At 64.1% G+C, this 25,898-nt stretch carries 19 protein-coding genes, 1 other RNA gene and 2 pseudogenes; 10 read left to right on the top strand and 12 right to left on the bottom strand.

What is annotated here, in order from left to right; genetic code table 11:
- Positions 1-80 precede the first annotated feature (80 nt).
- From pheA to gyrA, 3 genes are all read right to left on the bottom strand, one after another.
- Positions 81-1,163, bottom strand: a complete 1,083-nt coding sequence (pheA, locus tag ACNANG_RS05205; protein ID WP_420226282.1) for a prephenate dehydratase — start codon at positions 1,161-1,163, stop codon at positions 81-83.
- Complete coding sequence (gene serC / locus ACNANG_RS05210; RefSeq protein WP_420226283.1) at positions 1,156-2,289, bottom strand: 3-phosphoserine/phosphohydroxythreonine transaminase; 1,134 nt, start codon at positions 2,287-2,289, stop codon at positions 1,156-1,158. The genes pheA and serC overlap by 8 nt, the downstream gene beginning before the upstream one ends.
- 126 nt (positions 2,290-2,415) lie before the next feature.
- Entirely contained in the window at positions 2,416-5,166 is a 2,751-nt protein-coding gene (gyrA, locus tag ACNANG_RS05215) for a DNA gyrase subunit A (protein WP_420226284.1), read from the bottom strand.
- A 128-nt stretch (positions 5,167-5,294) separates the two neighbouring features.
- On the opposite strand from gyrA, the gene ACNANG_RS05220 reads away from it, so the two are divergent.
- The 7 genes from ACNANG_RS05220 to vapC all read left to right on the top strand — a co-directional run bounded on the left by ACNANG_RS05220 (position 5,295) and on the right by vapC (position 10,165).
- Positions 5,295-6,653, top strand: a complete 1,359-nt coding sequence (locus tag ACNANG_RS05220; protein WP_420226285.1) for a TRZ/ATZ family hydrolase — start codon at positions 5,295-5,297, stop codon at positions 6,651-6,653.
- Positions 6,654-6,750: 97 nt separating this feature from the next.
- Complete coding sequence (gene ompA / locus ACNANG_RS05225) at positions 6,751-7,398, top strand: outer membrane protein OmpA (RefSeq protein ID WP_179590608.1); 648 nt, start codon at positions 6,751-6,753, stop codon at positions 7,396-7,398.
- Between the two features lie 133 nt (positions 7,399-7,531).
- Positions 7,532-8,263: a bifunctional 2-polyprenyl-6-hydroxyphenol methylase/3-demethylubiquinol 3-O-methyltransferase UbiG gene (gene ubiG / locus ACNANG_RS05230; protein ID WP_420226286.1), complete on the top strand. Its 732-nt coding sequence runs from the start codon at positions 7,532-7,534 to the stop codon at positions 8,261-8,263.
- Positions 8,260-8,925, top strand: a complete 666-nt coding sequence (locus ACNANG_RS05235; RefSeq protein WP_420226287.1) for an HAD-IA family hydrolase — start codon at positions 8,260-8,262, stop codon at positions 8,923-8,925. Before ubiG ends, ACNANG_RS05235 begins: the two co-directional genes overlap by 4 nt.
- Before the next feature lie 27 nt (positions 8,926-8,952).
- Positions 8,953-9,373: a transfer-messenger RNA gene (gene ssrA / locus ACNANG_RS05240) on the top strand.
- Between the two features lie 154 nt (positions 9,374-9,527).
- Positions 9,528-9,761: a type II toxin-antitoxin system VapB family antitoxin gene (gene vapB / locus ACNANG_RS05245; RefSeq protein WP_420226288.1), complete on the top strand. Its 234-nt coding sequence runs from the start codon at positions 9,528-9,530 to the stop codon at positions 9,759-9,761.
- Complete coding sequence (gene vapC, locus ACNANG_RS05250; RefSeq protein WP_420226289.1) at positions 9,761-10,165, top strand: type II toxin-antitoxin system tRNA(fMet)-specific endonuclease VapC; 405 nt, start codon at positions 9,761-9,763, stop codon at positions 10,163-10,165. Before vapB ends, vapC begins: the two co-directional genes overlap by 1 nt.
- A gap of 132 nt (positions 10,166-10,297) precedes the next feature.
- Here vapC and ACNANG_RS05255 read toward each other — a convergent pair whose 3' ends face one another.
- From ACNANG_RS05255 to ACNANG_RS05285, 7 genes and pseudogenes are all read right to left on the bottom strand, one after another.
- Positions 10,298-13,255 carry a putative bifunctional diguanylate cyclase/phosphodiesterase gene (locus ACNANG_RS05255; RefSeq protein ID WP_420226290.1) on the bottom strand — a complete coding sequence of 986 codons (2,958 nt, stop codon included), beginning with the start codon at positions 13,253-13,255 and terminating at the stop codon, positions 10,298-10,300.
- A gap of 162 nt (positions 13,256-13,417) precedes the next feature.
- Positions 13,418-14,170, bottom strand: coding sequence for an N-acyl amino acid synthase FeeM domain-containing protein (locus tag ACNANG_RS05260; protein ID WP_420226291.1), 753 nt, complete (start codon positions 14,168-14,170; stop codon positions 13,418-13,420).
- A 70-nt stretch (positions 14,171-14,240) separates the two neighbouring features.
- Complete coding sequence (locus ACNANG_RS05265; RefSeq protein ID WP_420226292.1) at positions 14,241-14,993, bottom strand: hypothetical protein; 753 nt, start codon at positions 14,991-14,993, stop codon at positions 14,241-14,243.
- A gap of 589 nt (positions 14,994-15,582) precedes the next feature.
- A complete protein-coding gene (locus ACNANG_RS05270) occupies positions 15,583-16,746 on the bottom strand; it encodes an alpha-hydroxy acid oxidase (RefSeq protein ID WP_420227457.1) in 1,164 nt (387 codons plus the stop codon).
- A gap of 8 nt (positions 16,747-16,754) precedes the next feature.
- A complete protein-coding gene (locus ACNANG_RS05275) occupies positions 16,755-17,783 on the bottom strand; it encodes a Bug family tripartite tricarboxylate transporter substrate binding protein (RefSeq protein WP_420226293.1) in 1,029 nt (342 codons plus the stop codon).
- Positions 17,784-17,940: 157 nt separating this feature from the next.
- Positions 17,941-19,094, bottom strand: a pseudogene (locus ACNANG_RS05280) (mandelate racemase/muconate lactonizing enzyme family protein).
- 201 nt (positions 19,095-19,295) lie between these two features.
- Positions 19,296-20,186 carry a LysR family transcriptional regulator gene (locus ACNANG_RS05285; RefSeq protein WP_420226294.1) on the bottom strand — a complete coding sequence of 297 codons (891 nt, stop codon included), beginning with the start codon at positions 20,184-20,186 and terminating at the stop codon, positions 19,296-19,298.
- Positions 20,187-20,331: 145 nt separating this feature from the next.
- Here ACNANG_RS05285 and ACNANG_RS05290 point away from each other — a divergent pair, with 145 nt between their 5' ends.
- The 3 genes from ACNANG_RS05290 to ACNANG_RS05300 all read left to right on the top strand — a co-directional run bounded on the left by ACNANG_RS05290 (position 20,332) and on the right by ACNANG_RS05300 (position 22,499).
- Positions 20,332-21,411 carry a TraB/GumN family protein gene (locus ACNANG_RS05290; RefSeq protein ID WP_420226295.1) on the top strand — a complete coding sequence of 360 codons (1,080 nt, stop codon included), beginning with the start codon at positions 20,332-20,334 and terminating at the stop codon, positions 21,409-21,411.
- A gap of 141 nt (positions 21,412-21,552) precedes the next feature.
- Positions 21,553-21,906, top strand: a complete 354-nt coding sequence (locus tag ACNANG_RS05295; RefSeq protein ID WP_420226296.1) for a hypothetical protein — start codon at positions 21,553-21,555, stop codon at positions 21,904-21,906.
- Complete coding sequence (locus ACNANG_RS05300; RefSeq protein WP_420226297.1) at positions 21,903-22,499, top strand: DUF4105 domain-containing protein; 597 nt, start codon at positions 21,903-21,905, stop codon at positions 22,497-22,499. The genes ACNANG_RS05295 and ACNANG_RS05300 overlap by 4 nt, the downstream gene beginning before the upstream one ends.
- 22 nt (positions 22,500-22,521) lie before the next feature.
- On the opposite strand, the pseudogene folE2 reads toward ACNANG_RS05300, so the two are convergent.
- Positions 22,522-23,503 (bottom strand): annotated as a pseudogene (gene folE2, locus ACNANG_RS05305) (GTP cyclohydrolase FolE2).
- A 221-nt stretch (positions 23,504-23,724) separates the two neighbouring features.
- Positions 23,725-25,635 (bottom strand): putative bifunctional diguanylate cyclase/phosphodiesterase, encoded by a 1,911-nt coding sequence (locus ACNANG_RS05310; RefSeq protein WP_420226298.1) that lies wholly within the window; start codon positions 25,633-25,635, stop codon positions 23,725-23,727.
- Positions 25,636-25,898: the final 263 nt, after the last annotated feature.

Below are 25,898 nucleotides of genomic sequence, written 5' to 3' on the forward strand. Positions count from 1 at the left end.
GAGACGGAGGGCTCAAAAACAGAGGACTCGAAGAAGCAGGCCAGGCGGACCAGGGCTGAAATGGCCGCCCGCCGCTGCGATCAGGGCGCTACCGGGTACGACCCCAGCACCTTGAAAAAGGCCGCGCGCGATTTGAGCACGGCCAGCGCGGCCGCGACTTGCGGGTCCGCCTGATGGCCTTCGATGTCGACGTAGAAATAGTATTCCCACTGACCGGTGCGGGCCGGGCGCGATTCGAATCGCGTCATGGACACACCGTTGTCGGCCAGCGGCTTCAACATCTCGTACACGGCGCCTGCTTCGTTCGGCACGGCCAGGATCAGACTGGTCTTGTCCTTGCCTGACGGCGCCGGTTCGATATGGCCGATTGCCAGGAAACGCGTGCGGTTGTGCGGATCGTCCTGGATATGGGGCGCAACGATGCGCAGATCCCACAGGCCCGCCGCCTGCTCGCTGGCAATCGCGGCCACCGTGGGATCTTCGGCCGCCATGCGGGCGGCTTCGGCATTGCTGGACGCCGATTCGCGGATCAGGTCGGGACGGTGTTCGGACAGCCACGCCTGGCACTGCGCCAGCGCCTGGGGGTGCGCGCGAACACGCAGCACGCCGTCCAGCGTGCCGCTGCGGGTCATCAGGCAATGGTGGACCGGCACCGACCGTTCGCCCAGCACCTTGGCCGACGTGGTCAGCAGCAGGTCGAGCACCCGGTTGACCGCGCCTTCATTGGAATTTTCGAGCGCTACCATGCCGAAATCGGCCCGGCCCGCTTCGACTGCGCGGAACACTTCGTCGAAGTTGATGCACGGCACGGTGTCGACCGCATGGCCAAAATGCGCCAGTGCAGCCACTTCGGTATACGTCCCCTGCGGCCCCAGAAACGCGACCTTGGCAGGCTCTTCCAACGCGCGGCAGGCCGACATGATCTCGCCCCAGATCGCGGCGATGGCCGCCGCCGGCAAGGGCCCGGCGTTCATGTCCTGCAACCGGCGGATCACCTGCGCTTCCCGCTCGGGGCGCAGGACCGGGCCACTGACATGCTGCTTGACCTCGCCCACGGCCAGGGCCGTGCGGGCGCGTTCGGTCAGCAGCGCAAAGACTTCGGCGTCGATGGCATCGATCCGCGCGCGCAGGGGCGCGAGCTTTTGCGCAAGCACGTCATCCATGGCTTTGCTCGAACGATTTCATGAACGCGATCAGGGCCTGGATCCCTTCCATCGGCATGGCGTTGTAGATCGACGCACGCATGCCGCCCACGCTTTTGTGCCCCTTCAACTGCAGCAGCCCAGCCGCGTCCGCTTCCTTCAGGAATGCGGCGTTCAATGCGTCGTCGTGCAGGATGAACGGCACGTTCATGCGCGAACGCACCGACGGCGCCACCGGGTTGCGATAGAAGGACGACGAGTCGATGTATTCGTACAGCGCGCGGGCCTTGGCGGTATTAAGTGCTTCCATGCCCGCCAGGCCGCCCTGCTCTTTCAGCCACTTGAACACCAGCCCCGCAATATAGATCGCATAGGTCGGCGGCGTGTTGTAGCGCGAGTCGTTCTCGGCCACGATGGCGTAATCGAAAGCGGACGGGCAGATCGGCAGCGCCTTGCCCAGCAGGTCTTTACGGACGATGACGATCGTCAGGCCGGCCGGACCGATGTTCTTTTGCGCGCCGGCAAACACCACGCCCGCGCGGGTCACGTCCATGGGGCGCGACAGGATGTGCGACGACGCGTCGATGCTCAGCACCGTATCGGGGGCGCCCAGGCTGGCCAGGTCGGGCCAATCCGGGAATTCGACGCCGCCAATCGTCTCGTTGCTGCAGATATGCAGATAGCTGGATTCCGGCCGTACCTTCCAGGTGGACGGGTCGGGCATATAGGTCCACGGCGCCTGCTGCACGCCGTCGATCTCGATAGCCTGTTCAGCCGTTGCCGCCACCGCCACATTGCCATAGCGGCGCGCTTCCTTGTACGACTTGACCGCCCACGATCCGCTCAGCACGAAGTCCGCCGCCTGCGCTTCCCGCAGCCCGATCAGGTTCATCGGAACGATGGCGTTTTCGGCCAGGCCGCCGCCCTGCATGAACAGGGCCGCGTAGTCGTCGGGAATCGACAGCAGTTCGCGCAGGTCGGCTTCCGCCTCATCGCAGATCTGGCTGAAGTGTTTGCCGCGATGACTCATTTCCATGACCGACATGCCGCTGCCCTGCCAATCGAGCATTTCGGCAGCGGCGCGCTGCAACACGGTTTCCGGCAATGCGGCCGGACCGGCAGAGAAGTTGTAAGGACGTTTCATCACGGTCTGCACTGGCTGTTGATCGGCGGAAGCGGCCGGGTGGATCGGTTCAAGGAAAGCGCGACATGACAGCGCGGTAGATCGGGAACCGGCACGGATCGTCAAACAGCATCCGGCCGATTTCCCGGCTTACGCGTCGGGCGCGGCGGCGTCGGCGTCGCTGTCGGATGCGTCATCGGACCCATCTCCCGCAGCGCCCTCGTCGCTCGCACCGGCACCTGTCGCCACGTCGTCGCCGGACGACAATTCGCCAGCCAACGATGCGCCCGACACCGAGCCGTCTTCTGCAATGATCGCCTCGGCATCTTCGTGATCGGTCTCGACCACACGCTGCACGCCCGACAGATGCGTGCCTTCATCGACGTTGATCAGGGTCACGCCTTGCGTGGCGCGGCCCATCTCGCGGATCTCGCTGACCCGGGTGCGCACCAGCACGCCGCCCGTGGTGATCAACATGATCTCGTCGGTCGGCGTGACCAGCACCGCGCCCACGACCTTGCCGTTGCGCTCGGATGTCTGGATCGCGATCATGCCCTTCGTGCCACGGCCGTGGCGCGTGTACTCGGCGATCGGCGTGCGTTTGCCGTAACCGTTCTCGGTCGCGGTCAGCACGCTTTGCGTTTCGTTTTCGGCCACCAGCAGCGCGATCACGTTGTGCGCTTCGTCCAGCATCATGCCGCGCACACCGCGCGCGGTACGACCCATCGGGCGCACGTCGTTTTCGTCGAAACGGACAGCCTTGCCGGCGTCGGAGAACAGCATGACGTCGTGCTTGCCGTCGGTGACCGAAGCGCCGATCAGGTAATCGCCTTCATCCAGATCCACGGCGATGATCCCGGCCTTGCGCGGGTTCGAGAAATCGGACAGCGGCGTCTTCTTGACCGTGCCCTTGGCCGTGGCCATGAACACGAAGTGGTCTTCGTCGAACGCCTTGATCGGCAGCACGACCGTGACCTTCTCGCCGTCGGACAGCGGGAACATGTTCACGATAGGCTTGCCGCGCGACGTGCGCGTGCCCTGCGGCACTTCCCAGACCTTGAGCCAGTACACCCGGCCGCGATCGCTGAAGCACAGGATGTAGTCGTGCGTGTTCGCAATGAACAACTGGTCGATCCAGTCGTCTTCCTTCATTGCCGTGGCCGACTTGCCGCGCCCGCCGCGCTTTTGCGCACGGTATTCGGACAAGGGCTGGCTCTTGATATAGCCGCTGTGCGACAGGGTCACGACCATGTCGGTGGGCGTGATCAGGTCTTCGGTGTCGAGTTCGGTCGCGTTCAGCTCGATGTGCGAGCGGCGGCCGTCCTTGGCGTCGGTACCGAATTCCGCCTTGATCGCCGACAGTTCGTCGGTGATGATCGCCGTGACGCGCGGCGGCTTGGCCAGGATGTCGAGCAGGTCGGCGATGGTGGCCATCACTTCCTTGTACTCGGCAACGATCTTGTCCTGCTCCAGGCCGGTCAGGCGCTGAAGCCGCATGTTCAGGATTTCCTGGGCCTGCGTATCGCTCAGCCGGTACAGGCCGTCTTCCTGCATGCCGAAGCCGGCCGGCAGGCTTTCCGGACGATAGGCCTGCAGGCCGCCGTCGGTCTCGTTCTCGGCGCGAGCCAGCATCTCGCGCACCAGCGACGAATCCCACGACCGGGCCATCAGGTCCTGGCGCGCCACCGGAGGGGTCGGCGCGGCCTTGATGATCGCGATGAAATCGTCGATGTTCGCCAGCGCCACCGCCAGGCCTTCCAGCACGTGGCCGCGTTCGCGGGCCTTGCGCAGCTGGAACACGGTGCGGCGCGTGACCACTTCCCGGCGGTGCGCCAGGAAGTATTCGATCATCTGCTTCAGGTTCAGCAGGCGCGGCTGGCCGTCGACCAGCGACACCAGGTTCATGCCGAAGGTGTCCTGCAGCTGCGTGTTCTTATACAGATTGTTCAGGACGACTTCGGGCACTTCGCCGCGCTTGAGCTCGATCACGACACGCATGCCGTCCTTGTCGGACTCATCGCGGATGTCGGAAATGCCTTCGACCTTCTTTTCGGTGACCAGCTCGGCGATCCGCTCGAGCAGCGTGCGCTTGTTCACCTGGTAGGGAATTTCGTCGACGATGATGGCCTGGCGTCCACCGGCGCGATCCACGTCTTCGAAATGGGTTTTCGCGCGCATGACCACGCGGCCGCGGCCGGTGCGGTAGCCTTCGCGCACGCCGGACATGCCGTAGATCGTCGCCCCGGTCGGGAAGTCGGGCGCCGGAATCACTTCGATCAGTTCGTCTACCGTGCATTCCGGATTGCGCAGGCAGAACAGACAGCCGTCGACCACTTCCGACAGGTTGTGCGGCGGAATGTTGGTGGCCATGCCGACCGCGATGCCCGAACTGCCGTTGACCAGCAGGTTGGGCAGGCGCGATGGCAGCAGCAGCGGTTCTTTTTCGCTGCCGTCGTAGTTCGGCCCGAAATCGACGGTTTCCTGGTCGATGTCGGCCAGCAGTTCGTGGGCGATCTTGGACAGGCGGATTTCGGTGTACCGCATGGCGGCGGCGCTGTCGCCGTCAACCGAGCCGAAGTTGCCCTGGCCGTCCACCAGCATGTAGCGCAGCGAAAACGGCTGGGCCATGCGAACGATCGTGTCGTACACCGACTGATCGCCGTGGGGATGGTACTTACCGATCACGTCCCCGACGATACGCGCCGACTTCTTATAGGCACGGTTCCAGTCGTTGTTCAGCTCGTGCATGGCGAACAGGACCCGTCGGTGCACCGGCTTCAGGCCGTCGCGCACGTCGGGCAGGGCGCGCCCCACGATCACGCTCATGGCGTAATCGAGATAACTGCGACGCATCTCTTCTTCAAGAGAGATCGGTATTGTTTCCTTGGCGAAGGAATCCATGGGCAAGCTGCATAAAGTGAGTGATCGCGCCCCCGGACATCAGGCAGGGCGAAGCTTCGGAGTTTACCATCCGGCACCCCGCCGCGCCCATGATGTAATAGCCGCCATCCTTCCCCGCGGTGCGTGCCATGGCCTTGACCACCCTCCTCCTCCCCGACTGGATCATTCCGGTCGAACCCGCCGGCACGGTGCTGACGGGCCACGGCGTTGCGATACGGGACGGCCGCATCCTGGCCATCGCGTCGCACGGCGACCTGCGCCAGCGCCATCCGGAAGCCGACGTCAGGCATTTGCCTGGCCGGGTGCTGCTGCCGGGTTTCGTCAACCTGCACACCCACGCCGCCATGAGCCTTCTGCGCGGCGCGGGCGACGACCTGCCCCTGATGACCTGGTTGCACGACCGCATCTGGCCTCTCGAAAGCCGGCTCGTGTCGCACGATTTCGTCCATGACGGCAGCGTGCTGGCGTTTGCCGAGATGCTGGCAGGCGGCACGACCAGTTGCGCCGACATGTATTTCCATCCGGACGCCGTCGCGCGCGCGGCGCTGGCCGTCGGCCTGCGCTGCGTGGTCGGCATGACTGTCATCGACTTTCCGACGCCCTATGCCGCCAACGCCGATGCCTATCTTCAGCAGGGCCTGGCCGCGCAGTCCGAGTTCCGGGGCGAAGCGTCGCTCGGGTTCATGTTCGCGCCGCATGCTCCTTATACAGTGGGCGACGACACCTTGCGCCGGATCGACATGCTGGCCGAAGAACTGGACGTCCCGATTGCCATCCACCTGCAGGAAACCGCGCAGGAAGTCAGCGACGCCCTGGCCCGGACCGGCCTGCGGCCCACCGCCAGGCTGGCCCGCCTGGGCCTGCTGTCGCCGCGACTGATTGCCGTCCATGGCGTCCACCTGGACGCCGGTGACATCGCGATGCTTGTTGCGCGGGGCGCACACGTGGCTCACTGCCCGGCTTCCAACCTGAAACTGGCAAGCGGCATTGCGCCGGTGTCCCAATTGTTACGAGATGGATTGAACTTTGGCATCGGAACCGATGGCGCGGCCAGCAATAACCGGCTCGATATGCTGTCCGAACTGCGGCTGGCGGCGCTACTGGCGAAAGGCGCCAGCGGCGACGCGTCATCCCTGTCGGCGCATCAGGCGCTGCATGCGGCCACGCTTGGCGGCGCATGCGCCCTTGGATGGCAGGACAGGATCGGATCGCTGGTTCCCGGCAAGCAGGCCGACATGGTGGCGATACGGCTGGAGGCCGCGCATCAGATCCCCGTTTTCGACCCCGCATCCCACGTTGTGTACACGGCTGGACGGGAGGACGTGGACGAGGTTTGGGTCGCCGGCGAGTCAGTTGCTAAAAAACTACAACTCACCAAGATATCGGCACGGATGGAACTCGAAAGGATATTGTCCAGAATCCCGCAGTGGCACACGCTCGCAGTGGGTGTCCTTTCTGGCACAAAACCTTACGTGTCCAAGGAGTGACATCTATGAGAAAACAGTCCGAATGCTATACTTACCTCGTAATTCATGTTGCGGCGGGGGTTCGCTGCGAGTTTTATTTCAAGCTAAGAGGAGAAACATGAACAAACGCTCCAAAGTTGGAATCTCTCTGGCGCTCGCCTTCGCTGCCGTAACGGCCTCAGGCGTGGCCACAGCTCAGACCACGACAACAAACGATAACTGGCAAACCGCTGGTGGCCCGCTTCTGAAGAGCAACGATGGCCTCTGCTGGCGCAACGGGTTCTGGACCCCTGCGACTGCTGATCCCTCCTGCGATGGCGCGCTGAAGCCGCCAGCTCCAGCTGTGGTTCCTGTTCAGCAACCTCGTCCCGCACCTCCGCCAGCCGTCGTGCCGGCACCGGTGCCTGTCAGCGAGAAGGTCACCTACTCGTCCGACGCCCTGTTCGACTTCGACAAGTCTGTCGTGAAGCCAGAAGCTCGCGCCAAGCTTGACGAACTGGTCGCACAAGTTCGCAACATCAACCTGGAAGTCGTCATCGCCGTGGGTCACACCGACTCCGTCGGTACCGATGCGTACAACCAGCGCCTGTCCGTTCGTCGTGCCGAAGCTGTCAAGGCCTACCTGGTCAGCAAGGGCATCGAAGCCAACCGTGTTTACACGGAAGGCAAGGGCGAAAAGCAGCCTATCGCTGACAACAAGACTGCCGCCGGTCGCGCCAAGAACCGTCGCGTTGAAGTTGAAGTGGTTGGCACGCGTAACCGCTAAGGCGATTGCGCCAGCCAGGCTGGTAAATTCGGTTGCTGTTTGACTGAATCCTGACGGCAGCCGGTTCGGTGCCGTTAGAATTAAAACCCCGCAGATCATTGACTGCGGGGTTTTTTATTTTGGAGTGGATCCCATGAATGCCGCTGTTTCTGCCCCCAATACCCCGCACGTCAATGCGGATGCCGCTGAACTCGCAAAATTCAGTGCATTGGCTTCGCGCTGGTGGGATCCGGAAAGTGAATTCAAGCCGCTGCATGCCATTAATCCGCTGCGCCTGGACTGGATCAGCCAGAATGCGCGCGGCTTAGGCAATAAAAAGGTGCTGGACGTGGGATGCGGCGGCGGAATTCTTGCCGAAAGCATGGCCGCGCGCGGCGCGATCGTGACCGGAATCGACCTGGCTGAAAAATCACTGAAAGTCGCCCGGCTGCATAGCCTTGAAACGGGTCTCAAGGTCGAATATCGTAATATCTCGGCCGAACAGATCGCGGCCGACGAACCCGGCCAGTACGACGTCGTCACATGCATGGAAATGCTGGAACATGTGCCGGATCCCGGCTCGATCATCCGCGCCTGCGCCGCATTGGTGAAGCCCGGCGGACACGTCATGTTTTCGACGATCAACCGTAACCTCAAAGCCTTTGGCTACATGATCCTGGGCGCCGAATACCTGCTGCGCCTGGTGCCACAGGGCACGCACAGCTATGAAAGCTTCATCCGCCCGAGCGAGCTGATCGGCGATGCTCGCCGCGCCGGGCTGGAAGCGACCGAGATCCGCGGCCTGCAATACCAGCCGATTGGCAAACGTTATTCCCTGACGTCCGACACCAGCGTGAATTACATGGTTGCGATGGTGCGCACATGAAGCCGCTTGTCCTGTTCGACTTTGACGGCACGTTGGCCGATACCGCGCCCGATCTGGCGGCGGCGGCCAATGCCCGGCGTACGGCCAAGGGGCTCCCTCCTCTGCCGTTGAGCGATCTGCGGCACATGGCGTCGCACGGCGCCCGCGGTTTGCTGGGCGTGGCGCTGGGGCTCAAGCCCGACGATGCGGACTATGAAGCGGCCAAGCAAGCCTTTCTGGCCGACTACGAACGCAACATTGCCGTACATACCGTGCTGTTTCCGGGGGTCGAAGCTCTGCTGGCCGAGTTGCACCGCCGGGGTACGCCGTGGGGCATCGTCACCAACAAGGTGACCCGGCTGGCGCTGCCGCTGGTCAGGCACCTGGATCTGCACGAGGCCAGCGTGGTGACGGTGTGCGGTGACACCACCGCGTATTACAAGCCGCACCCCGAACCCCTGCTGCATGCCGCGCGCGAGGCAGGACATGCACCGGAAGACTGCATCTACGTGGGCGACGACCTGCGCGACATCGTGGCGGGCAAGGCCGCAGGCATGAAGACGATCGCGGTCGGCTACGGCTACAACGGCGACAGCGACCCGGTTACGGCCTGGGGAGCGGACGAGGTGGCGCACACACCCGAAGATTTGTTGCCCGCGATCGACCGTCTGCACTTGAAATGACGGGATCGCGTACAATATAAGACTCCTGGGGCCGATCCGGATTCGACGTGGGTCGCGACGCAGAGTAGGGCATGTCGAGCACCAGTACGCTTCGTAAAACCACTGGAACGCAAATAAACGCCAACGACGAGCGTTTCGCTCTCGCCGCTTAAGCGGTGAGCCGCTGCACTGATCTGTCCTTGGGTCAGGCGGAGGGAGGGTAAAACCTTCCTAAAGGATGATCTGGAGGGCTAACCCCCAAAGGGTCATTTTTGAACCGCAGCAGTGACATTCACAAGGAATCGGTCTGTACTGGGGTCACACGGTCCAGATTTAAACTACGTGAATCGCCTCACTCCGGCCTGTCGGTTGGCTAAGTGTGAGGTTAAACAAAAATTAATCGACTACACATGTAGAACTGCCTGTTGAGGGCTTGCGGACGGGGGTTCAATTCCCCCCGGCTCCACCAGTCTCCGAATCCCAGCCTTGTGCTGGGATTTTTTTGGCTGTGTTTCGTTCAGTCAGGGTCCAATGCCGGCGGAGGTGGTCTCACTCGCCAACGCCGTGTTTGACGGCCGATTCGCCTCTATATACCATTGCTATATACATCCATGGAGCGAGAGATGGCGATCGGAACCGTTTTCATCAACAATCGGACACAGGCGGTGCGGCTTCCGCTGGATGTCCGCCTGCCCGACGGCGTGCAGAAGGTGGAAGTCCGGGTCAAGGGTAGTGAGCGCATTCTTACCCCGGTGGGACACACTTGGGACAGCTTTTTTCAAGGCGGCCCGATGGTCAGCGATGATTTCCTGACCGAGCGCGCCAGCCAGCAGACATCGGAGCGGGAGACGCTCTGATGCTGCGGTACCTGCTGGACACGAACATTGTGATCTATGTGCTGAAGCGTCGGCCCATCGAGGTACGGGATACTTTCAACGCCAACGCAAGCCGCATGGCAATATCGTCCATCACCCTGGCAGAACTGCTTCATGGTGCCGAAAAGAGCACTCGTGTCAGCGAGAACCTGTTGGCGGTCGAGGACTTCTGCTCCCGGCTTCAAGTATTGCCGTACGGCCCCAAGGCCGCCCAGCATTACGGCGCCATACGCGCAGCCCTGGAGAGGTCGGGCCGGCCTATCGGGGTGAACGATCTACATATTGCCGCGCATGCCCGCAGCGAAGGCCTGGTACTCGTAACGAACAACGTGTCCGAGTTTGCGCGCGTTCCAGCAATTGAAGTGGAAAACTGGGTCGGCCCCTGATCGGCCACGGATCGTGATTGATCGTCGGTGGCCGGCCATCAGGGAACGGTCTTCAAGGGGCGGCCTTCAGGGAGCGGGCTTCAGGGAGCGGGCTTCAGGGCTCGACCGTCACTCGGAATCCGTCGATGACCCTTAGTGGTAGTCACTCATGCTGGTCGTCATCTCCCCTCCCCGCTCCCGTTCCTGGAAGAACCGCAGCAGGCGGTAGTCCGTGACGAAACTCAGGCAGGATTCGGCGTCCAGCAACGCGGCAGGCGATTGCGGTTCGGCCACGATGAAGCCTTGCACGTAGTCGACGCCCATCTCGGCCAGGGCTTCGACAGTCTCGAAATCTTCGGCCCATTCCGCGATGCTGCGCATCCCCAGGTTATGGGCAAGTTCGACAATGGCTTCCACAATGGCCAGATTGGCCGGATGGCGGTGCATGCCGCGCACGAACGAGCCGTCGATCTTCAGGGCGTCCGCCGACAGATCCTTCAGGTACGAGAAGGACGTGTAGCCGGCGCCGAAGTCGTCCAGCGCAATCCGTACGCCCCACTGCCGCAGCCTTTCAATGAAGCGGCGCGAATTCTCCAGGTCGTGCAGCGCCACGCTTTCGGTGATTTCGATGCACAGCATGGGCGCCACGTCCTGATATCGCTCCAGCAGGGCAAAGACGTCTTCAATGAAGGCTTCGTCGTTCAATGACGCGCCACTGACGTTCACGCACACGAATTTGGTGCGGGGCAGCCGTGTGACGTTGGTGCGCAGCCATTGCAGCGTGCTGCTCAGCACCCACTTGTCCAGTTCCGCGATGTTGCCATTGGCCTCGGCCGCCGCCACGATCTTGGTCGGCGGCAGGCGCTCGCCGTGGGAGTCGAGCATGCGCAGCAGCACTTCGAAGTTCAGCGAGTTGCCCGGGTCCTTGAGCGCCATGATGGGCTGCATTTCCAGGAAGAAACCGACCGGCGAGAAGGTGCTGCCGAGTTCTTCGATCAGGCGCAGTTCTTCGGCGCGGTCCAGGAATTCACGGGCGTATTTCTTGTAGACCACCACGTGACCGTGCGCGCCGCGTTTGGCTTCGCGGCAGGCGCGGTCGGCGGCCGAGATCAGGTCCTTGGCGTCCATGCCTGCGGTGGCTTCGACCAGGCCGATCGAAATCTTGACCTGGAAAGCGCGATTGCGCAGCTGATAGGGCCGCGTGCAGATGTCCTTGACGATGCGCAGGCACAGTTCGTTGGCGCGCGCGGTGTCGGTGTCATGGAAGATCACGATGAATTCGTCGCCGCCCACCCGGCCCAGGAAGTGGCCAGGCTCCAGCACGTTGTCGACCCGGGCACAGACCTGCTTCAGGACTTCATCGCCCGCCTGGTGCCCGTACAGGTCATTGATCAGCTTGAACCGGTCCAGGTCCAGGTAGCCGATGGACAGGGGATGGTCATCGGAAAAGTTGATGATGGCGCTGTCCAGGATCTCTTCGACCCCCCGCCGGTTCAGGACGCCGGTCAGGGAGTCGTTGTTGGCAAGATACTGAAGGCGCTCGGTGTATTTCACGCGTTCCGTAATGTCCTGCAATGACCCTTCGATCCGGTTGCCGGCATGGGCGGCACGCACCAGGTACCAGCGCGAGTCGCCTCCCGCCCCGCTTCGGTCCGCTTCGTCGGCCGGCCCCACGCCGGAGACTTCCAGCTCGCCGCCCAGCGGGTGCGCGGCCAGGCCCTGAAGGGCCTCCCAGGCGCCGGGCGCGAAATAGTCCGCCCATCGCTTTGCAGGCAACGCATCCTTTTCCAGCCCCAGCTGTTGCCGCAGCGCCGGGTTCACACGCACGAACGACCCGTCGGGGTCCAGCGTGAACAGGCCGACCGGGGTAACCTGATAGGTCCGATCGAGCTCGGCCTGGGCCTGCATCCGCTCGTGCTTTTCTTCGCGCATCTGTTCCGCGAACGCAAAGCCGGCCATCAGGCTGGCGCCCAGTGCGGCGGTGACGCTGTTGAAGGATTCGAGCAGGGCCTTGAAATCGAATGCGGCGGCGATCACTTCCGAGAAGGTCGCGAACAGGGTGAAGACCAGGGTGGCGCTATACCACCAGGCGATCCGCGACCGCGTGATGACCAGAATGCGAACCAGGAAGAAGACCAGCGACGCCGCGCCGAACCCGGTCACCGCCCACAGGGCGGGCAGGAACATCGGGTACGGCAAGGTCACGGCCAGGATCAGCAGCACGATGCCCAACATCTGCACGACGCGCATCAGCCAGCGGTAGCCGATCACCCGAAGTTCGCGTTCAAAGAACTGGGTAAACAGCGTGTAGGTGACGACGTAATAGAACGCCATCGTCAGCATCCGGATGACGGGCATCCAGTCGTTGTCGATCACGCGGCTGAGCCACTGGGTGTCCCATCCCATCGATAGCGCGCCGAGGCGCAGGTTGCCGACCAGCCAGACGGCGAACAGGACATAACGCGACTCGCGGTTGATCAGCGCGGTCACGATCGTGAAAATGGCCAGGGTCAGCAGACCGCCTTCGAGCAGGCCGATCCCGTGCGCAAAGGCGCGAGAGGCGTTGGCCAGCTGATCACGCGGCCAGATCGAAAACGACAGACGCGCCGGACCGGAACTGACGACGCGGCACAGCATTTCGCGCACGTCGGGAATGCGGTCGATCGAAAACGCATAGCCGGCCCGGACCGGCTGGATCAGGCCACTGAACGACGCCCGGTCGGTCTGCCCCAGGGGCGCCAGGGTGTCGGCATTCCAGCAGGACATGGCCTGGGTATGGCGCGACGGGAAATCCAGAAAGGTGTCTTTGGACCGGGATGCCGGGGGCAACTGCACGGCAAGCCAGAACGGGTATTCGGAGAGTCGGGTGGTGGCCGCAAGCACGTCGGGCTGGCCTCGCAACGCGTCGCGCGCGCTGGCGGGCGTGAAGTCCGTGGACGTGGCTTCGATGACCCGGAAAGGCAGGGACGTCTCTCCACGGGTGTCGTAGATGCTGGGCAGAAAGAACAGGAAATACACCGAGAACAGGGCAATCGCAACGGGCAGCAGGTAGTACGAGAAGTTGCGAAACAACTTGTCGACGCTCCGGCAAGCCTGCCTGATCCATTCCATACCACTCGCCCCCCATGGGTTGACCCGACGCTAGGTCTACGTGTTAATGCCAACGCATGATACGACGGGCAGAAGGTGCAGGGCGACAAAAGCCATCGGCCCGTGTTCCGCACGGGTCGATGGTTACAACTTGATCGGAAGGCGTGGTGAGAAACGCGGCAATTACGCCGCGATATGCACGACACGCTCTTCCTGTGCCAACACGTCCTGATCGGCGCGATCCTGCTCATGGCCGCGGATGTCGATATCGGGGTGATGCGTGCGGATCATGTAGTCGAACAGACGGTGGCCGCTTTGTTCCCAACGCGTCCGCGCAGCGGCCACGTCGAACGCCATGACACGGTGCGCGATGTTGCCAATGTGCTGCATGGGGATGAAGCCCTGGCCCGGGAAGACGTCCTGGAACATCAGCGCTTCATAGCCGCGATCCAGTGGCGAACGGGCGGCCGTGATCATCCAGTCGACATTGGTCTCGACGCAATACTGATAGTAGGCCTTGAACAGGGCAATCTTGGCGACATGGCCGATCTTGCGTTCGGACACGCCCAGACGCGTGGCTTCGGCAAGTCGTTGCTGTTGCAACCAGTCGGGCAGGAGCACGGAACGTTCGACACCCAGTCGGGCGCGAAGGTTGGTCTGGATGCGCATGGTGCCGACGGCTTCGCCATCCATTTTCGATTCGGCCAGCAGGATGACCGCACCCGGCTCGCGATCGTAGGATTCGGGCTCGCCCAGCGTCTTGGCAAGTTCGGGTACGTGACGGCCATAGGCGGCCTGGCGGATGCGGACGGCCTTGGCCAATGCGCCTTCGTCCTGGACCACACGAATAGTGAACGGGAGTCGTTCTTCGGTTTGCGGCAGGAAAGCGGCGGCGTCGTTGCGGGCGGTGGTAGCGGCGGTAAAAGTGGTCGTCATGATGGAATTCCTTGATTTGAAGTAATGGAGGTAATGGATTGCGATCGGGGTATGGCGAGGCCTGGGGGCATTACGCGGCGATGTGCTCGGGGCGGGCTTCGCGGGTCTTGACCTGGTCGTCGACGAGACGGCCGCCGTGATCACGGATGTCGATGTCGGGGTGATGCGTGCGGACCATGAAGTCGAACAGGCGATGGCCGCCCTGCTCCCAACGCTTGCGGGCCGACGCGACGTCGAAGGCCATGACGCGATGGGGAATGTTGCCGATATGAAGCATGGGGATGAAGCCCTGGCCCGGGAACACGTCCTGGAACATCAGCGCTTCGTACTGGCGGTCCAGCGGCGAGCGCGCGGCGGTGATCATCCACTCCACGCCCGTCTCAAGGCAGTACTGGTAATAGGCTTTGAACAAGGCGATTTTCGCAACGTGGCCGACACGTCCTTCTGACACGCCAAGGCGCGTTGCTTCCGACAATCGTTGCTGCTGCAACCAGTCAGGCAGCAGCACCGAACGTTCGACACCCAGCCGGCTCATGGCATTGGTCTGGATACGCATCGTGCCGATCGCTTCGCCGTCCATCTTGGATTCGGCAAGCAGGATCACCGCGCCGGGTTCGGCGTCATAGCTTTCGGGCGCGCCCAGCGTCCGGGCAAGCTCGGGTACGTGGCGGCCATAGGCGGCCTGGCGGATGCGGACCGCCTTGGCCAGAGCGCCTTCATCCTTGACGACGCGAATAGTGAATGGGAGTCGTTCTTCGGTCTGCGGCAGGAAAGCGTCGCTGTCGTTGCGGGCGGTCTGGGAGAAAGTGAAGGCGCGGTTCATGGTGTGAACTCCTGAGATGAGATGAGATGAAATGCGATGCCGTTGCCGCGTTTGACAACGGATACGGCAGAGTCGCATAAGTACGTAGAAGATTCACCGTCCCTTTCCTGCGCAAAGTGTCGCGACGCGCAATGCATCACTCGCGGTTATGGAAGTTCAGTGCACTCACACAAACGAGCGGTTGGGTGTAATCCCTCGCATGGCTTCCATGCGGCCTTCGACTTCATGCACTTGCATGCTTCGACAAAGTGCATCGCGCGCGAACCATCGTTGCCCGCAGATGACGGCATCACGTGCTTCCCGAGCAGAGAGGATTCGAGACGACACGCGCGCGATGACATGGAGCGCGATGCGTCGGATCGCTGCAAGGTGTGTGCATGCGAACGACGAGGAGGAGGGAGGGTGTACGTGGGATGAGGCGAGGGATGGATGCGACGTCCATACGGGCGATCATCCAACTGGACGACCGTGAATGTCGCGTTTTGATCAGCCGTTTGTGGTGTTTGCGCCTACAAGAAAGCGCATGCCGTCCACCCATGCAAACGGCTTCATAGGTGGGTGCGATGGAGGATGAGGATCGCTCCTGACGTCAGTCCACATCTCCGTAGCGACGGACAGGGCGAACGATGGCGCGGTCTACTCGTGCGATGTCGGTGCAGCCGCAGAAGGCCATGGTCAGGTCGAGTTCGCGCTGGATGATACGCAGCGCCTGCGTGACGCCGCTCTCCCCCATCGCCCCCAGACCGTAAAGCATGCTCCGACCTATGTAGGTGCCTTTCGCACCTAATGCCACTGCTTTTAGTACGTCCTGACCAGAACGAATTCCCCCGTCCATGTGCACTTCGATGTAGGAAGCTACCGCGTCGACAATCTCCGGCAAGGCGGCAATGGAGGACGGTGCGCCATCGAGTTGGCGGCCCCCGTGATTCGACACGATCAGCGCATCCGCACCACTGTCGACGGCAAGCCTGGCGTCCTCCACTTCCTGGATGCCTTTCAAAATCAGCTTGCCACCCCACTTGCGGCGGATCCATGCAACGTCGTCCCAGTTCAAGGTCGGGTCGAATTGTTCGGCCGTCCAGGCCGCCAGCGAATGCATGGTATCGACCCCTTTGGCGTGACCCATGACGTTGCCGAAGTTGCGGCGCGACGTGCGCAACATGCCGGCGCACCAGCGCGGGCGCGTCATCATGTTGGCAAGGTTGCGCAGGGTCAGGCGGGGCGGCGCGCTCAGTCCATTCTTCAAGTCCTTGTGGCGTTGACCGATGATCTGCAAGTCCAGCGTCAGCACCAGAACCGGGCAGCCGGCCTGCGCCGCCCGCTCCATTAATCGCTCGATAAACGTTCGATCCCGCATCACGTAAAGCTGGAACCAGAACGGATGGTTATGGGTGGCCGCGGCGACATCTTCGATCGAGCAGATGCTCATGGTCGACAGCGTGAACGGGATGCCGAACGCCCGCGCCGCACGGGCCGCAAGGATCTCGCCATCGGCATGCTGCATGCCGGCCAGGCCGGTCGGCGCGATGGCGACGGGCATGGCCACGTCCTGTCCCACCATTCGGGTGCGCGTACTGCGATGTTCCAGATTGACCGCCACGCGCTGGCGCAGCAACAGTCGGTGGAAGTCGTCTTCGTTCGCGCGATAGGTGCTCTCGCTCCAGGAACCCGAGTCGGCATAGTCGTAGAACATGCGCGGCACGCGCTTTCGGGCAAGCTGCCGCAGGTCTTCGATACTTGTTATGACAGGCATGACGCGCCTTACTCTGCCGAGATCTTGCGATCGCGAATGACCTTGCCCCACATGGCCGACTCGCGTGGAATCTCGCTCACCATGGCGGACGCCGGCAGGTAGGCAGGCACCGCGCCCTGCACGGCGGCGGCTTGAGCCAGCTCGGGCGCGGCCATGACGGTGCGGGTCGCCTCGCTCAGGCGGTCCACGATCGCAGCGGGCGTCCCGGCGGGGGCGATCAGGAACAACCGCGGCGCGGCGTCGAAGCCTGGAAGCGCATCGGCCACCGGAGCGATGTCAGCGCCCGCGATGGCAACCGGGCTCATGATCGCCACGGCGCGCAGGCTGCCCGCCTTGGCCTGGCTGATGGCGGCGGCGACACTCACCACACCGATCGGCACCTGACCGCTGATGACATCGGGCACGATCTGCGCCGCGCCGCGATACGGGATGTGCATGACCTCGGTGTCGGTCAGGCCCTTCAGCATCTCGAAGCCCAGATGGTGCACGGTGCCGACACCCGACGTGGCGAATGAATATTTGCCAGGCGCCGCTTTGAGCGCGCTCACGAACTCGGCGGGTGTCTTGGCCGGGAAGCGATTGCCCGTGACGATGACCAGCGGCAGCGTGAAGACGGACGCGATCGGCGTAAAGCTTTTTACCGGGTCGAAGGTCAGGTGCGGCTGCAGGTATTGCGCGATCAGCAGAGAGCTGTCGCCGAGCATGATGGTGTATCCGTCGGGGGTGGCGCGTGCCGTCGCATCGCCGGCGATCACCCCGGCGGCGCCCGCCCGGTTCTCGACCACGACCTGCTGGCCGAGCTGGGTCGACAACCTTGGCGCCAACAGCCGTGCCATCGCATCCAGCCCTCCGCCCGCGGAATAGCCGACCAGCAGACGGATGGGACGCTCGGGATACGCCGTCGCGGCGCTGGGGGATTTGCCCGCCGCGGCAGGGGTCGCCTGGGGCTGCGCGATGGCCGAGGCAGCGGACAGCGCGGCGCAACAGGCGGCGAACGCAAGCGCGCCACGGCGCGAGATACGCGTCTTGAAACTCATGGGGTGTCTCCTGGTCTGGTCTTGTTATCGTGTTCTTCCGGCCTTCCTGGCGGCTGGCGGCCGCCTGTCATGACATGACATGACATGACATGTCATCGCGCGATATGCGGGAGCGTTGCCGGCATGAACCGCCCAACGCAGCAACGCCCGCGGACGATCAGGCTTTTCCTACGCCACGCGAACCCGGACGGCGCGCCAGTTCCTTCACCCGCTCGCGGTTCGGGTTGAAGCCGAGCCCGGGCGTCTCGGGCAGGGTCAGCATGCCGGCACTGGGCTCGGGCAGGTCATCGAATACCTGCTTGCAGCACTCCACCGCGACCGAGTGATATTCGACCAGCGACCCGTTCGCGAGTCCTGCATGCAAATGCATGTTGTGATGCGGCCAGGCGCCGCCATTCGCAAACCGCGTGTTGAAGGCGGCCGCCATGCCCGCGATGCGCAGGCACTGGGTGTAACCGCCACTGATGCAGGCATTGGGCTGCACCACGTCCACGGCCTGCGCCACCAGCAGATCCCGAAAGCGGCTGGCCAGCCCTTCGTTCTGGCCGCCCGCCAGCGGAATGGATGTGGCCTGCCGCAGCTTGACCAGGTTCGGGATGTCGTTCTGCGTCACGGGCTCTTCAAAAAAGTGATGCCGTACGGCTCGACACGTTTGGCCAGCGCATGCGCATGGAAGTAGTCCAGGCTGCAATTGGCGTCGATATATAGCTGCACGTCAGGCCCGACGGCCTCGCGCACCGCGCGGATGCGGGCCACGTCTTCGGTGATCAGCGTGTCGAGGGGCCGCGGTTCATCGCGGCGCTGCAGGCCATGATGGCCCACCGTCATCTTCAGCCGCGTAAAGCCGCGGTCCACCCAACCGCGCGCCGCCGAGGCAAGCTCGTCGCGATCGAAGAAAGCGAAACCAAAAGTGGCGTATACGGGCACCTCGGCACGGGCGCCGCCCATGAGGCGCCAGCAGGGCTGGTTCAATGCCTTGCCTTTCAGGTCCCACAGGGCCAGGTCGATGGCGGCGATGGCATGGCTGGCATAGCCCGACTGGCCACGCGGCGTCAGCAGCCAGTACAGGCGTTCCCAAAGCTGTTCATGCCGCAGCGGGTCGGCGCCGATGAGTGCATGCGCGGCAATGTCATTGACGATGGATCCGATCACCTCTTCTTCGGTGATGGCGGTCATGCCGGTTCCGACCAGGCCCGTGTCGGTCTCGATGTCGACCAGACACACGGACAGGGATGTGGTTTTGGTACGGCCGGAAATGGTGACCGATACGGGCAGGTTCAACGGCGTGGCGCTGACGCGGGAAATCTTCATGCTGTCTCCGAAGGTGCCTCTGGCGGGCATCGATGGAAGCAGTGTAGGAAGCCGCGCGCCGAGGCGGCAAGCACGTGGGGAGAATGCGGCTTTCGCGAAAGGCGAAAGCAGTAGGAATGACCGGCACGCTGGCGCAGGGCCGGCTTCAGCGCTGCGTCGCCAAGCCGGCCGCCACGGAGCCGAATGCGGCTTGCCGGCGCATTACGGCGCCATCAGTGTCGTGATCACGGTCCGGGCGGCGGGGGACGGCGGCGGCGCGCTGCGGGTGATCAGCCGATGGGTGCGGATGGCCCAGGGGTCGGACAAGGGCACGGCGGTGATGGGTAAACAGGCCAGTTGCGGCCCAACCGCTTCCAGCGGCAGCACACCGACGCCCAGCCCAGCGGCCACCATCCGGCACACGGCGTCGAAGCCGCGCATCTGCATGCGAATCCGGACGGTGCGGCCGGCCTGCCGGGCGGCCAGCATGACCCGGTTGGACAAGGCCGTGCCATCCGTCAGCGCAATGAAATCCTGGTCCATGGCGTCGATCAGGGCAATACGGTCGCGGTGGGCCAGCGGGTGGGCGGTCGGCACCACCAGCACCAGCGTGTCGGTGAACAGGTCCTGCAAGACCAGACCTTGGGGCGGGTTGGAAATGTCGACAATCCCCAGATCGGCGCGGCCATCCAGCACTGCCATGGGAATGTCGGGGCTGCTGCGTTCTTCGACATCCACCCGGATCAGCGGGTGGCTGCGCATGACGTGCTCGAGCTTGCCCGGCAGCGCCTCAAGAATGGCCGACGAGTTGGCCAGGATCCGCACATACCCCTGAAAGCCCTGGCTGTAGTCGCGCAGGTCGAGCGCCAGCCGGTCGGCATCGGCCAGCAGTTCCCGGCTGCGCTGCACCAGCAGGTGGCCGCCCGGCGTCAGTTGCACACCGCGCGACGATCGTTCGAACACCCGGAAGCCAAGGTGGTCTTCCAGCGCCGAAATGCGCACGCTGGCGGCCGCCACGGCCAGGTTCAGACGGTCGCTGGCCGCGCTGATCGACCCCAGGTCGGCCGCGGCGGCGATCACACGCAAGGTTGTCAGGTCGATCGAGTCGGTCATGGCGTCCACCGCAAAGCGTTTTGGCTGACTGTAGCAGGGGACCATGGGGCGCAGCAGGCCCATGTCGCCTGCACGGTGGCTGGGGTTTGCCCGAAGCGCGGGGGTGGGTAGACTGGCGACGCCTCTACTTCGCCGGAAACCCCAGGTGCCACAGTCCGTCTTTGCCCACGCCCTTGTCCTTCTCCGCAAATGGCATCTGCCGCCATGGTGCGAGCAAGGGCCGACCCCGGCTGCGTTCCTTGGCATCGTGCGTACCAAGGCCCTGCGTGCCACATCTACCGCGTGCCTTGCCCTTGCGGCCGCGCTGGCCCTGGGATTCGCGACTGCCGCCATGGCGGCGCCCTGCCCGCCCGCGCCCCTGACGGCGGCCGAGGTGGCGGCTGCGGCGGCGCGGTCCGACGGCAAGGATCGCGGCTTGCTGTGGAAGCTGTCGCGCGATGGCACGACGTCGTGGCTCTATGGCACCGTGCATGCCGGCCGGCCCGCGTGGGCTGCGCCGGGGCCGATCGTGGCGCGCGCCCTGAAGGACAGCGGCGTGCTGGCCCTGGAAATGGACCCGCTGGCACCCGATTTGCAGGCGCGCATTGCCGCGTTGATGGCCGCGCCGCGCGGCGTCACCTTGCCGTCGGCCGTGACGAACCGGCTGACAAGGCAGTTGCAGGAAAGCTGCCTGCCCCCGGCGCTGATCCAGGCCTTGCACCCGCTTGCCGTGACCACCCTGGCGCAACTGACCGTGGCGCGGCGCGCGGGTCTTTATGCGGAATACGGCGTGGACATGATGCTCGCCCGGCAGGCGCGGGCAGCGGGCACGCCCGTCGTGTCGCTGGAGACCCCGGAGCTGCAGATCCGCGCCTTGTTCGGGCCACCCGGCACCGTCGACCTGCAGGAAGTGACGGCCACGCTGGACAGCCTGGAAAACGGCAAGGACACCGCCACGCTCGAACGGCTGATCGCCGCCTGGGACCGAGGGGACCATGCCGAGTTGTCGAGCTACGCGCGCTGGTGCGACTGCCTGACGACCCCCGAAGAACGCGCGATGATGCGGCGCGTGCTGGACGATCGGAACCCAGCCCTGGCTCGCGGCATTGCCGGCCTGCATGGCCCGGCGCGCAGCGTGTTCGCCGCCGTGGGTGCGTTGCACATGACCGGCGACCTGAGTCTGCTGCGGCTGCTGGCCGAACAGGGTTTCGAGGTGGAACGGGTGCCGCTGCGGCCGGCGCCATGACGCTACGGAACAGCCGGGCCTCCTATACTGCTGACGACGCTGCCCTTTCCTGCCCCCTATGTCCCGACTTCGCACTTTCCTGACGACCTGCCTGCTGGCGCTTGCGTCGGTCACCACTTTTTGTCGGCTGCCTGGGGCGCGATGGCGCTCTGGTACCAAGTGCCCTTCCCGCCCGCGGTCAAGGCGGCGCTGGTGGCGGCCTGGGTGCTCGTGGCATTGACCGCATTGGGGCTGGCATGGCGCGAACGGAGTTGGCTTGGCTTTGGCGCCTATGCCGTCGCCTTCGCGCTGCTATCGATCTGGTGGAACACGCTGACGCCGTCGAACAACCGGCAGTGGGCGGACGACGTGGCGTCCATGACGTCGGGCACCATCAATGGCAACCTGGTCACCTTGCAGAACGTGCGCAACTTCGACTGGCGCAGCGAAACCGACTATACCCCCGCTGGGAACGGCGGGACTACGACCTGGACCGGCTGGCGTCGGTGGACATGATCCTGTCGTCGTGGGGGCTGCCCGGTATTGCGCACACGCTGGTGTCGTTCGGGTTCGACGACGGCCGCTTCCTGACCTTTTCGGTCGAAATCCGCAAGGAAAAGAACGAAAGCTTTTCGGCCATCGGCGGCTTCTTCAAAGAATTCGAGATGAGCGTGGTGGCCGCGGACGAGCGCGACATCATCCGGGTGCGGACCAACGTCAGGCAGGAAGACGATCACCTGTTCCGGGTGCAGCTGTCCAAGGACACGATGCGATCGCTGTTCCTGGCGTACGTGGCAGAGGCCAATTCCCTGGTGCATACGCCGCGCTTCTATCACACGGTCACGGCCAACTGCACCACCATCGTCTATCACATGATGGCGCGCATCGTGGGAGGACTGCCCATGGATTACCGGCTGCTGCTGTCCAGCCTGCTGGATGGCTATGTGTATGACGCGGGTGGGCTGACGCAGGGGTATTCGCTCGAGACGCTACGGGAACGCGGACGCATTACCGACCGGGCGCGCGCGGCCGATGCGGACCCGGATTTTTCGATTGCGATCCGCAAGGGGATTCCGGGCGCGGATCCGGCGGTGGAGCCTCGGAACTGAGGTTCGCGCCGCCCATGCGTCATCAGGCCGCGGCGCGGTAACTTGCCGTGGCCACCGCATCGTGCGGATGCAGGCTTTCCAGGTGGCGCACCGACACGTGGGCGCTGACCACGTCGGGATCGGCCCGGCACGCGGCGTCGACTGCCCGGGCCGCATCTTCCACGTACATCAGGTGACTGCCGTTCAGGCGCGCAAAAGCCTGCTCGTCGGCGCGTTTGACGGCCGTCTGCACGGGGGTGCCCAGTGCGGCTTCGATGCGGTCCAGCCAGTCGCCAAGGGCCAGACCTGACTGCCCCGCCCCATCGGTTCGCCGCAAGACCGTCACGTCGGCGACGCTGCGCTGACTGTGCGGCGTGGCGAGCGTGGCATGCGCCGACAGCCATTGCGCGGCGGCGTCCAGCGTCAGGGGCGCTGCCGAAGTGCTGCACGAACGCCTCGCGCACGGCCTGGCGCGCCAGCGCAGCCGAGCAGGGGCAGGTCGACGAATACACGACTTCGGTCCGCAGGCTGAGCGTGGTGACGCCGTCACGACGCTCGGCGATCAGGGTCAGGGGATAGTCCTGCCAGCCGCTGAGGCCAGGTGTGACCAACGCCGGCCGGGCGCGCAGTACCCGGCACCGGAGCGTGACCCGCGCCGCGGTCGATCCGCAATCCTGGTGACTGTCGACCATGTCGGCCAGCAGCGTCGTCAGCACAGTGGACGTGAGTGGGCCCGCTTCGCACGCGGCGGTGACCAGCCGGTGCAGGCGCGACATGTGGATGCCCTTGACGCGGGGGTCGGGCAGATCCACGGCGGCATCGGCGTGGCCGATCAGCGCCGCTGGAAACGCCGGATCGTCGATGCGCATGGGAACGGCGATGCCTTCCATGCCGACCCAGGAAAGCGGGGTCAGCCGTGTCGGGAGATCGTTACGGGCGACGTCGGGGAGCGGATCGGAATAGGCGTCGGACAGCGGATCGGAATGTGTGCCGGGGATGGCGTAACGGGACCGCAGTTCGGGCATCGGGCTGCTAATGGCGGAGTCGGGCATGGCTGGCTTCCTGGGAGCGCACGGCCAACGGGCTTCACCGGCACGCACGCTAATGCAATAGTGTTGCATTATACCGGTAAGGACGAGCGCCGCGTCGGCGTATTTCGCGCACCCACCGTCCAAAAAAGGCGGGCCGCAGCCCGCATCTCGCTCCAGTACCGGGCCCTGAAATACCTGGCCCTGAAGCCCACCGCTTACGCCAGGGCCGGCTCCATCCCCATCAGGCGCGAAAAATCACCCACGCCCAGCGGCCGCGCCAGCAGGAAGCCCTGGGCCTGGTCGCACTTCATTTCCGCCAGCAGGGCCAGCTGGCTGGCGGTCTCGACCCCTTCGGCCACGACTTCCATGTCCAGCGCGTGCGCCAGCCCGATGATGGCCGACACGATCGACCGGCTCTTGGAACCCTTGACGTCCAGTTCATTCACGAACAGGCGATCCACCTTCAGTTGGCGCACGGCAAACTGCTGCAGGTAGCTCAGGCTGGAATAGCCAGTGCCGAAGTCGTCGATCGCCATTTCGAAGCCGGCCAATTGCAGCCGTTGCACGGCTTTCATGGTGTCTTCCGCATTCTGCATCGCCACCGATTCGGTGATCTCGAACATGAGGCGGGACGGCGTCACGCCATGTTCCCGGGTCAGCTCGATCACGTCGCGGATCAGGCTGGACGAGCGCAGCTGGATCGGAGACAGATTGATCGCGATCTTGACCGGGGCAAGACCGGCGTTGTCCCATGACTGGATCTGCTGGCACACCGCTTTGATCACCCACTGCCCGATGCGCGTGATGTTGCCGGAACGCTCGGCAATCGGTATGAACTCGCTGGGTTCGATGGGCCCCAGTTCGGGATGGGTCCAGCGCAGCAGCGCTTCGGCGCCAAGCAGCTTGCCGCTGGCGCAGTCGAACTTGGGCTGGTAATGGATATGCAGCTGATTGCCGGCCACGGCGCCCCGCAGGCTGCGCTGCAGATTCATGGCGCGCTGGGTGCTGGTGTTCATGGCCGCTTCAAAGAAGCGGTAGCCATTGCGGCCGGCGTTCTTGACCTCGTACATGGCGGCGTCGGCGTTCTTGAGCAGCGCCGCGCTGGTCAGGCCGTCTTCCGGAAACACGCTGATGCCGATGCTGGGCGACACGGTCATGTGCGTGTCGATCAGGTCGAACTCTTCCTGAAAGCAGTCCAGCAGCTTTTCGGCAAGGTCGCCGGCGATGGCCGCGGTGGACAGGTTTTCCACCACGACCACGAACTCGTCGCCGCCAAAGCGCGCCACCACGTCTTCACGCCGCAGTTTGAGGCGCAAGCGGGCAGCCAGCTCGCGCAGCACCGCGTCGCCCACGTTGTGCCCGAGCGAATCGTTGATGGCCTTGAAGCCGTCGATGTCGATGAAGTACACCGCGAAGCGCTTGTCGTTGCTGCGGGCGAACAGGATGGCCTGTTCCAGCCGTTCGGCCAGGAAACCGCGATTGGGCAGGCCGGTCAGTTCGTCATGCGTGGCCTGATACAGCAGCAGTTCGTTCGCACTGCGCAAGGTGTCGTTGAAACGCAGGGTGCGATCCTGAAGGCGGGAATCGAGCACCGACAACACCAGCGCCACGCCCAGCACGCCCAGGGTCCCGGCAAGAATGGTCGCGGCCAGCCAGTGGATGTCGATCTCGCCCGCGGCCAGGCACACCACGCCGACTGGAAACTCGGCGGCCCACATGCCGGTGTAGTGCATGCTGCAGATCGCCGCGCCCATGACCATGGCGGCGGCCACCCGCTGACGCAGGCGCCGCCGCGCGTCGGCTGCGCGCAGCACGAAGGCCAGGCGCAGCGCCACGAAGGACGCAGCGATCGCCACCGCGACCGACAACAACACGCGCGGCAGGCTGTACTCAATACCGGGCGACATCTGCATCGCCGCCATTCCCATATAGTGCATGCCCGAAATGCCCATCCCGACGACCACCGCGCCCGCGGCGAGCCGGGTGGGCGTCAGCGTGCGCTGGGTGACCTGGTGCAAGGCCAGGTAGGACACGCCGATGACGACGGCCAGGCTGTACAGGGTGGTGCTCAGGTCGTAGCCGAGCGGGATCGGCAGCGAGAACGCCAGCATGCCAATGAAGTGCATCGACCAGATGCCCAGCCCCAGGGCGACCGCGCCCCCGCCAGCCAGAACGTCCGGTTGGACGCGCGCGGCAGGCTGGCGATGCGTCCGGTCAGGTCCAGGGAGGTAAAAGCTGCCACGGTCGCTATCAGAAACGACAACAGCACCAGCGGGTAGCTATAGGTAGATTCGAGCATCGTTGTCGTTGGGGGGCGTTCGCGAGATGCCGTGCCGGGTCGGCGAGTGGCAGCACTATAGCGGCAATCGGCGCTGCTGCGCGCTTTGGC

Source organism: Pigmentiphaga litoralis (assembly GCF_048632615.1).
In the GTDB taxonomy this organism is placed as follows: Bacteria; Pseudomonadota; Gammaproteobacteria; order Burkholderiales; family Burkholderiaceae_B; genus Pigmentiphaga; species Pigmentiphaga litoralis_B.